The following is an 8,965-nucleotide window of genomic DNA, read 5'->3' on the forward strand; positions in this document are numbered from 1 at the left end:
TGGCTCGGGGGCAGGATCGTGCTGGTGTAGGCCGAGGCGCCGGTCTCGGTCTCGAGCCCCTGGAGGGCCAGGATCTTCGACATGGTCCGTTCCTTTCCTTACCGGTGAGGTGGTCCCGGCCACCGGTGGTGGCCGTCGTGTTCCCCTGGCTCAGGGCCGGGGGAAGTCCGTGATGCCGGGCAGCGGTACCGGGCCGAGCACTGCCTCGTGCAGTGCGGTCAGGACGCCGGCCGCGCCGGTGGCGAGATCCGCCGAGAGCCGCATCGAGCGGCGGCCCGGGAAGGCCAGGTGGCCGCGATGGTCCATCACGTGCCACTCCAGCAGTCGCAGGTGGCGGTCGGCCTCCGCCCGGTGCCCGGTCCCGAGCTGGTGCAGCAGCAGCCCGGCGCGGCCCTCGAACAGGCCGGACGCGGCGATCAGGTCCGGGCGGCAGGCGCGCTCGGCGGCCGTGAGCGCCTCGGTGAACCGGTCGGGCAGCCGGTCGGCGCCGGTGCGCCGGGCCAGTTCGGCGATCACGCGCGCGGTGCCGACGCCGCCCGCGGCCAGGTACGGGAGCTTGCGGCGGTAGCGGTCCTCGACCAGGAAGAGCATCCCGTCGGTGATGTCCGCCTCGTCCAGCTCGCGGCCGAGCGCCGCCTCGGCCGCCGTCAGCCAGCGCGGTTCGCCGGTGTGTCCGTGCAGTCGCAGGAACAGCGCGGCCTGCCCGCTCCAGCCGTCCAGCAGGCCGCGCAGCAGCGGGGCGCGCTCCTCCCGGGCCAGTTCGTGGCCGAGGGCCAGGGCCCGGTCGGCGAGGTGGTCCCGGCCGAGCGCGCCGGCCAGGTCGAGCAGGCCCAGCGCGATGCCGGCCCGTCCGGAACCGAGCCCCGGATCGAGCGGCGGCTCGGCGGCGAGCACCCGGTCGACCAGTGCGCCGGCCGCCTCCGACGCGCCGAGGTGGGCCAGTGCCCAGGCGATGCCGGTCAGTCCGTCGTACAGCCCGGGCGGCAGGTCCGGTTCCGTGTTCGCCCGGGCCACCAGCCAGTCGGTGTGCTCGGCCGGGGCGGGCCGGCCGCAGGCCCGCAGCGCGTACAGCACGCCGGCCGTACCGTGGGCGAGGTCCAGGCCGTTGTGGACCGGGCCGAACTGTTCGACGTCGCCGGGGAAGAGCCGGTCGGTCCGCTCCGGGGTGGCCGTCGCCAGGATGCCCGCGGCCAGCGAGTCCAGCACCGGGCGCCAGGCCTCGGTGTCCGCAGACGGGGCCTGCGGCCAGGCCGGCCGCGAGGGCTGCGGGTCGCCGTCGGCGGGGTCCGGCCGGTGCTCGGTGGCGCCCGGCGGCAGCCGCCCGCCGGCCGCCCGGTGCAGTTCCTCGGCGACCTCGGCCCCGAAACCGGGGGCCACGGGGTAGCGCGCGGAAATCTCCCGGCCGGCCAGTTCGGCCTTGCCGGAGTCCAGCGCGAGCAGGTTGTTCACCGGCAGGAAGAGGTAGAGCCGCAGCGCGGCCAGGGCGTACGTGTCCACGGCCGTGCCGCGCCGGGCCCTGGGGGAGACGAAGCCGGGCGCGCCCAGCGGGGGCGCGGTGGCGTCGTCGGCCGGGAAGGTGATCTCGAAGTCGACCAGTGCGCAGCGACCGTCCGGCCGGATCAGGACGTTGTTGGGGTGGAGGTCGCCGAAGACCAGTCCGCGCTCGTGGAGCGCCGCCAGCATGCCGGTGACCTGGTCGATCACGTCGAGTGCCCAGTCGGTGTACTCGGCCAGCCCGGCCTCGTCCGGTTCGGGGTGGGTGAGCGGGCAGGTGCGGGTGAAGACGTCCTCCAGCCGCTCGCCCTCGATGTACTCCTCGACCAGGTAGTGGTGCTCCCAGACCTGGAGGTGCTCGTACAGCGCGGGCACGAAGTCCAGCCCGGCCAGTGCCTCCAGCACCCGGCGCTCGCTCAGCAGCCGCTGCACCGCGTCCCGGCCGGCGTGGTCGAGGCCGGCGTGCGGGCGGGCCTCGCGCAGCACCACCTCGCGGCCGTCGCGCTGGTCGGTGGCCCGGTAGACGCCGCCGCCGTTGGAGAAGTGCAGCGCCTTGGTGACCTCGAACGGGAAGTCGGTCGCGGTCTCGGCCTCCCGCGCGGTGTCGGCGGCCAGTTGGGCCGTGACGACCTCCGGCACCGGCGCCCAGTCCGGCACGGTGAAGACCGTGCCCCGGACGTCCGGCACCGGCTCGCCGTCCGGCCCGATCATGGCCGGCACCCGCTGGCCCTGCTCGTCGGTGCAGTAACGCTGGACGAACGAGCCGTAGCGCAGGTAGAGCGGCCCCTCCCGGTAGCGCAGGTCGCTCAGCACGTACGGGCCGGGCACGCCCTTGAGCAGGGTGGACAGCTCGTCGAGCACCTGCGCCAGCCGGGTGTCGTCCTCCGGGTAGAGGGTGATCAGCTTGCCGCTGGAGCGGCGGTCGGCGTACTTGCCGTTCGCCGTCAGCACGGTGGCCCGGCCGCGCAGGAACTTCCAGGTCAGCTCGTGTTCCAGGCAGTACGCCAGGACCTGGTCGATCACCCGCTCGGCCTCGTCCGGGGTGGCCGAGACGTGCACCTTCCAGCCCTGCTCGGGCAGTTGCGCGCGGGGCGCCCTGATGTGCACCCAGGGGCCGTGCTCGACCCGCTGCCAGCCCGGCGGCAGCGGGACGGAGGCGGCGGCGAACCGGTCGTCCGGGCGCTCGGCGCGGGCGGGGTCGTCGTAGAACAGCGGGTCGGCGAGGCAGTGGCGCTCGTAGCGGTCGTCCATGGGGCCCGCCTCAGCCCGTGGCCTGCGGCCGGTACGCGTCCGTGTCCGCGCCGGTCCCGGTGGTCGCCCGGCCGTCGGATGTCGTCGTCAAGGGAGCCCCCCGGATGCAGTGGATCCCGCCGGTTGCGGGCTGCTTCCGACCTTGCCAGCCGGTGCGCGCAGGGTCGACGGTTCGGATCCGCCACCTTCCTGCCAGGGGATCCGGGCCGGCTGCCGGGGGAGGTCGCCGGTCCGGTCAGTGCCGGGGGTGGGCGACCGCGGCGGCGACGGGCGCTGGGAGCGGAGCGGCCAACCGGTCCTCGATGCTGGGAGGTTCGACGTCGAGGTCGGGCAACGTCGCGGCCTTGGAGGGGAGTTCGGAGGACAGGTAGCGGCGGTGGAGCGCGGCGACGATCTCGGCGCTCGCCTGCCCGTCGCCGTACGGCGAGGGGAGCCGGGCCAGCCGGTCGGCGGCGGCCTCGTCGGCGAGCATCTCCCTTAGCGCGCGGGCGAGTTGGTGGCCGGGGCGGGCGAGGCGGGCGAAGCCGGCCCGGACTGCCTCGGGGCGCTCGGTGGAGTTGCGCACCACCACGAGCGGGCGCTTGAGCACCGTGCACTCCTCCTGCACCCCGCCGGAGTCCGACACCAGCAGGCGGCAGTGCCGGGCCAGGGCGAGGAAGCCGGCGTGGTCCAGCGGCTCGGTCCGGCGCAGCCGTGCGACCGGGCCGCGCAGGCCGAAGGCCTCGACGGCGGCCCCGGTCCGGGGGTGCAGCGGCAGCAGCACCGGCAGCTCCAGGGCGGCGAGTTGGTCGAGGATCTGGGCGAGCCGGGCGGCGTCGTCGGTGTTCTCGGGGCGGTGGATGGTGGCGAGCACGTAGCCGCCGGGGGTGACGCCGTGTCCGGCCACGATGCGGTGGGCCTCGGCTTCGTCGGGCAGGGTCTCCAGGGTCGCCTCGACGACGGTGTTGCCGGTGATCACCACCCGGTCCGGTTCGACGCCCTCGCGCAGCAGGTGCGCCGCGGCGGTCGCGGTGGGCGCGCAGTGCAGGTCGGCGAGCGGGGCGATCAGGCGGCGGTTGGCCTCCTCGGGCATGTCGGGGTCGAAGGAGCGCAGACCGGCCTCGACGTGGACGACGGGTATGCCCGCGCAGTGCGCGGCCAGGGCGCCGGCGGCGGCGGTGTTGGTGTCGCCCTGGACGACGACGGCGGCCGGCGGCCGGGCCGCGAGGTGGTCGCTCAGTGCGCTGACCATCCGGCCGATCTGCCGTCCGCGCGGCTCGCCGCCGACGCCCTGCAGCAGGTGGTGCGGGCGGGGGAGGCCGTACTGGGCGAAGAAGGTGCTGGTGAGGGCCGGGTCCCAGTGCTGACCGCTCCAGACGATGCGGGCCCGCGGGCCGAGGAGGCGGGCCACTCCGGCGAGTTTGACGATCTCCGGCCGGGTTCCGAGGACCAGGGCGACATCGGTCGAGGACATGGCGCTCCGAAGGGGCGAGAGGGCGGGGTGGGGAAGTATCAGCAGACGATATGGGTGGATTCACGGGAAATATCCATACGCAGGGGTAATGTCACCCACTTGGCCCACTCGGGTCCGTCCGAGCCGTCAGCGGCGTCGCCGACGGTTCGTATGCCGGTGCATCAAGGTCGGTCGCAGCGCGCCGACTTGGCGGCGGCGCCCTCGCTCCCGGATACCGGCTCGCCGCCACCTCCGCGCGGCCGACTGCGGCAAACGGGTGATTTCCACCCGAATGGGCGCGGCCATCTATCCGATCATCCGATCAGCCCAGCAACATACGGCTCCAGATCGCAAAGATCGGGACAACCCGGTCGTAACGAGAGGAACCACCATGTACGGACCCATAGGCGGCGGCCTTCCCCCGACGGCGGCCGGCGGTGGCGTGCTGGCCTCGACCGGCTCGCCCGGCCTCGGCCTCGTGGCGGCGGTCGGCACCGCCCTGGTGCTGGTGGGCGTCGCCCTGCTGCGGCGCAGCCGGCTCGCCGCGGACCGGGACGAGCGGGCCGGTCGGACCGACCGGACCGACCGGACGCGCGACGGGCGGTAGCCGCCCCGTCCGTCCGGCAGCCGCGCCGGCCGACAAAGGCCGCCCCGCCAGGCCGATCTCCGCCGACTCGCCTTTCTCCCAGGGGGTTTCCTCGTGACCGCAGACGTGTTCCCACAACCCGCCCGGCCACCGGGCCCGGCCCGCCCGCCACTGTCGCGGCCCGGCCGGGCCCCGCTGGCCGGCCGGGTGCTCGCCGGGGTGGCCGGACCGCTGCTGCTCGGCCTGTGCGGGGTCCTGGTCGCCGGTGAACGCGCCTACCGGTTCCACGAGATGGCCGGGGCGCGGTGGTTGGTCTCCCACGCGCTCGGCCTGCGCACCCTGCTGCTCGCGGCCCCCGACGCGCCGGTGCTGTACGCCGGTGACGACGGCGGGTTCGGACGAGGGATCGCCCTGACCACCGGCTGCAGCAGTGCCCTGCTGATCGCCCCGCTGGCCCTGCTGGCCGGAGTCCTGCTGCTGTTCGGCACCCGCGGGCCGGCCCGGATCCTGCTGGGCTTCGCTCTGGCGGCCGCCCTGGTGCTCGCCGCCAACCTGGGCCGGCTGACGCTGATCGTCGCCATGCAACACCGGTACGGCGACGAGGGGTTCGGCTGGACGCACGTCCTGTTCGGCTCGGTGCTGATGATGGCCGCCGGCCTGACCGCGCTGCTGCTCTTCCTCTTCCTGATCACCCGAACGTCCACCCGCGACGCGGAGGCCGATGCGCCGTGACCCTGCTCGACCTGTCCGTCTCCCTCTCCTTCGTGCTGGGGATCGGCTTCCTCGCCTACGTCACGGTGATCGTGCGCAACTTCCTGCGGGCCGGCCCGGACGCCCCGGGTGACCCGAGCCGGTTCGACTGGCACTTCCTCATACCCTGCCGGGACGAGGAGGCCGTGATCGGCACCACCCTGGACCACCTCGCCCGGCACTTCCCCCGCGCACGGGTCTGGGTGGTCGACGACCACTCCGAGGACCGCACCGCCGAGGTGGTACGGGCCAGGGCGGCCGAGGGGCGGCCCGTCCACCTGGTCGCCCGGCGGCTGCCGCGGGCGCGCACCGGCAAGGGGGACGCCCTGAACGCCGCCTACCGGGCGATCGAGGCCTGGCTGCCGCAGGACACCGACGCCGACCGGGTCGTCCTGATCGTCCTGGACGCCGACGGGCGGCCCTCCCCGGGGATGCTGGACACCTTCGCCGGACCGTCCTCCTTCGGCGACCCGGCCGTCGGCGCCGTCCAGGTCGAGGTCCGGATGTCCAACCGCGACGTGGCCGTCCCGCTGCCCCACCGGGGGCGCCTCGCCAACCGGTTCGCCCGGCTGCTGACCCGCCTCCAGGACATCGAGTTCCGCGGGCCGATCTCCGCCATCCAGATCACCCGCCGGCTCACCCGGACCGTCAACGTCGGCGGCAACGGCCAGGCCAACCGGCTCAGCGCGCTGCGCTCGATCGACCGGGCCGGCGGCGAGCCGTGGGGCCGGGCGCTGCTGGAGGACTTCGAGCTCGGGCTGCGGATGATGCTGGCCGGCTGGCGCAACGGCTACACCACGACCGCCTGGGTGGACCAGGAAGCCCTGTGGAACGTACGGCAGTTGATCACCCAGAGGGTCCGCTGGGCGCAGGGCTCGATGCAGTGCGCGTCGTACCTGCGCAGGGTCTGGCGCTCTCGGGAGTTCACCACGCTGGGCTTCCTGGAAGTCCTCTACTTCATGGTCCAGCCCTGGCTGCAGGTCGTCGGCCTGGTGGTCTACACCGTGCCGATCGCCGCCTTCGGCTACAACGTCGTCTTCTACCCGGAGTTCGTGCTGGCCTTCCTACGCGAGGGCGGAGCCGTGCTGATCGCGCTCTACCTCGTCCTGGGGGTCGCCGAGTTCGCCCTCTGGGGGCCGCTGTACCGGCGCCGCAGCGAGCCGGGGATCAGCCGCCGGGCCGCGCTCGGCTACGGCCTGGCCCTCGCGGTCTACGCCGCGACCACCTACCTCGTCGCGGTCCGCGCCTTCTGGCGGATCGTGCGACGCAAGGGCGCCTGGCACAAGACGGCCCGTACGGCCGTGCCGCTGCCGGCGTCCACCGCCCGGGAACTCCCCGCCCGGGAACTCACGGCGAGGGAGGTCCCCGCCCGGGAACTCACTGCCCGGGAACTCACGGCGAGGGAGGTGCCCGCCCGGGAGATCACCGCCCGGGAACTCACCGCCGGGCAGATCCCCGCCAAGGAGACCGCCGGCCAGGAGATCGCCACCGCCTGAGCACCGAGACTTCTCCCCGACCGGTGAGGCCGTGGCCGATCCCGGCCCCGCGGCCGGTCGGCGGAGTCGACGCACCACCCCCTTTCCTGCCCCGTGCGGCGGACACCTCCGTCCGCCGTGCCCCCGTCCGAAAGGCCCACCCGTGAGAACTCGTACCCGCAACCGTGTCCTCGCCGGAACCGCGCTCGCCGTCGCGGCCCTGTCCGTGGCGTCCCCGGCGTTCGCCGCACTGCCCGCTCCCGTGGCCGAGGCCTACGTCGTCTCCACGGAGGCACTGGGCGGGATGGTCGCCGTCGCGCCGTCGCCCGAGTCGACCTACCCGTCCGGCGGCACCCAGACCCTGGTCGGCCTCGACATCGGGCCGGTCGCCACCAACTCCACGCTCACCGCGACCACCGCCGGCAATCCCGCCGACGGCACCGCGTCCGCCTCGGCGACGGTCGACAAGCTCGGGCTCGACCTGGGCGTCGCGTCCGTCTCCCTGACCGGCGTCAACTCGACCTGCACCGCCACCCCCACCGGGGCCACCGGCAGCGGCCTGATCGCGGGCGGGTCGGTCAGCGTCGCCGGCATCCCGACCAACCTGCAGGCCAACGCCCCCGCCAACACCAGGGTCAGCATCCCGCTGGTCGGCTCGATCGTCCTCAACGAGCAGACCACCGACGCCAACGGCGTGCTGACCGTCAACGCCGTCCACATCACCCTGCTGCCGTCGCTGAACGGCGCCAACCTGGTCATCGGCCACGCCCAGTGCGGCGGGGCCGAGCCCGCGGCCGCCGTTCCGATGATCAACCCGTCGGTCGCGGGAATGAGCGGCGGGGCGGTGCTCGCCGGCATCCTGGCCACCGTCTACGTCCGCCGCCGCAACGCCCGGAACGCCGTCTCGGGCGTCTGACGGCAGGGAGGGCGGCCGGCCCGGGGCCCGCGACGGCCACGGTCCGGCCGCCCTCCGGGCGTCGTCGTCAACTCGGCTGCCGGTGACTCATCCTGACGTGTGATCAGTCACCGCGGGGTGACGGGGAGCGGGGGCAGGGCCCGTCCCGCGGTCGCCGCGCGCCCGTCCCACCGCCCCGCACCCGCCCCCGCGGGGTGCCCGCGCCCGGATCCGTCCGTCCCCGTCCGATCGGTCGCCTACCCTACGAACGGACCGGCCGTACCGGGCCGCCGCCGTTCTAGGAGGAGTCCCGTGCCGTCCTGCGACCCCCAACACGCTCCCGTCGGCGATGTGAGCGCAGCGCTCATGGTGATCGACTCCCGGCTGAAGTCCGTCTACGACGGCAAGTCCGGGACGGACCCCGAGCACCAGCGGATGGTCGACCAGCTCACCGCGTCCTTCGGCCCCGAGGAGGCCGAGGCGCTGGTGGAAGGCGTGTGCACGCTCGTCTACATGTACATGAACTGGCTGCGCTCGGCCTTCGAGAACCACGAGGAGGACGTGCTCGAACACGCGGTCCCCAGCCTGGTGGCCACGATGCGGATGATGCCGCGGACCTTCAGCCCGGAGGTGATCCCCACCATGGCCGGCCTGCTCATCGCGGCCGGAACCGGCCTGAGCCCCAACCTGTGGCGCGCCCAGTACGGACCGTGGACGAAGGAGGAGATGAACCCGCTGGAGGCCATGACGGTCCTGCTCGCGGAGTACATCAACCGGATCTCCAACAAGGGCAAGGACTTCGCCACCAGGCTGGTCACCGACGCGCTGTCCCAGCTGGATTAGGGCCTGTCTCTTGGATTTTGTCGGACCCGGCAAGGATCCAAGAGACAGGCCCTAGCCGTCCCGGCGGGACCGGCCCTCCCGGCCGGACGGGCGCCGGCTCCGGACGCCGCGGGTGGGGGGGGCCCCCGGGGGGGGGCCCCCCGGCCGGGCACCCCGCAAAAACACCCGTCGCCCGGGCCCCGGCGGGCACGGCCTAGCGGGGGCCGTGGGAGACCGTGTGGCGGGGGGTGGGTGGGGCG

7 protein-coding genes are annotated in these 8,965 nt (G+C 74.3%); 5 read left to right on the forward strand and 2 right to left on the reverse strand.

Translation table 11 applies throughout. The features are described from left to right. Positions 1 to 150: 150 nt before the first annotated feature. Together lanKC and wecB are read right to left on the reverse strand one after the other, a co-directional pair. Entirely contained in the window at positions 151 to 2,745 is a 2,595-nt protein-coding gene (gene lanKC / locus ACGF0D_RS25000) for a class III lanthionine synthetase LanKC (protein ID WP_392919767.1), read from the reverse strand. Positions 2,746 to 2,980: 235 nt separating this feature from the next. Then, entirely contained in the window at positions 2,981 to 4,198 is a 1,218-nt protein-coding gene (gene wecB / locus ACGF0D_RS25005) for a non-hydrolyzing UDP-N-acetylglucosamine 2-epimerase (RefSeq protein WP_392919770.1), read from the reverse strand. Positions 4,199 to 4,568: 370 nt separating this feature from the next. Between wecB and ACGF0D_RS25010 the strand changes: the two genes are divergently transcribed. The 5 genes from ACGF0D_RS25010 (at position 4,569) to ACGF0D_RS25030 (ending at position 8,726) form a co-directional block, all read left to right on the forward strand. Next, complete coding sequence (locus tag ACGF0D_RS25010; RefSeq protein ID WP_392876597.1) at positions 4,569 to 4,784, forward strand: hypothetical protein; 216 nt, start codon at positions 4,569 to 4,571, stop codon at positions 4,782 to 4,784. Between the two features lie 93 nt (positions 4,785 to 4,877). Continuing rightward, the gene (locus ACGF0D_RS25015; RefSeq protein ID WP_392919772.1) at positions 4,878 to 5,495 is read left to right on the forward strand and encodes an archaeosortase/exosortase family protein; all 618 of its coding nucleotides are present in this window, start codon (positions 4,878 to 4,880) and stop codon (positions 5,493 to 5,495) included. Then, positions 5,492 to 7,009, forward strand: coding sequence for a glycosyltransferase (locus ACGF0D_RS25020; protein WP_392919775.1), 1,518 nt, complete (start codon positions 5,492 to 5,494; stop codon positions 7,007 to 7,009). The genes ACGF0D_RS25015 and ACGF0D_RS25020 overlap by 4 nt, the downstream gene beginning before the upstream one ends. A gap of 142 nt (positions 7,010 to 7,151) precedes the next feature. Continuing rightward, complete coding sequence (locus ACGF0D_RS25025; protein ID WP_392919778.1) at positions 7,152 to 7,904, forward strand: choice-of-anchor P family protein; 753 nt, start codon at positions 7,152 to 7,154, stop codon at positions 7,902 to 7,904. 345 nt (positions 7,905 to 8,249) lie between these two features. Next, on the forward strand, positions 8,250 to 8,726 hold the full coding sequence (locus ACGF0D_RS25030) for a hypothetical protein (RefSeq protein WP_392876841.1): 477 nt from the start codon (positions 8,250 to 8,252) through the stop codon (positions 8,724 to 8,726). The last annotated feature ends 239 nt before the right edge of the window (positions 8,727 to 8,965 follow it).

Origin of the sequence: Kitasatospora sp. NPDC048298 (assembly GCF_043201465.1) — a bacterium.
Classification (GTDB): Bacteria; Actinomycetota; Actinomycetes; order Streptomycetales; family Streptomycetaceae; genus Kitasatospora.

Coding starts and splice junctions, on each gene's coding strand:
- lanKC (WP_392919767.1), bottom strand. CDS start 2,745: ATGGACGACCGCTACGAGCGCCACTGCCTCGCCGACCCGCTGTTCTAC.
- wecB (WP_392919770.1), bottom strand. CDS start 4,198: ATGTCCTCGACCGATGTCGCCCTGGTCCTCGGAACCCGGCCGGAGATC.
- ACGF0D_RS25010 (WP_392876597.1), top strand. CDS start 4,569: ATGTACGGACCCATAGGCGGCGGCCTTCCCCCGACGGCGGCCGGCGGT.
- ACGF0D_RS25030 (WP_392876841.1), top strand. CDS start 8,250: ATGGTGATCGACTCCCGGCTGAAGTCCGTCTACGACGGCAAGTCCGGG.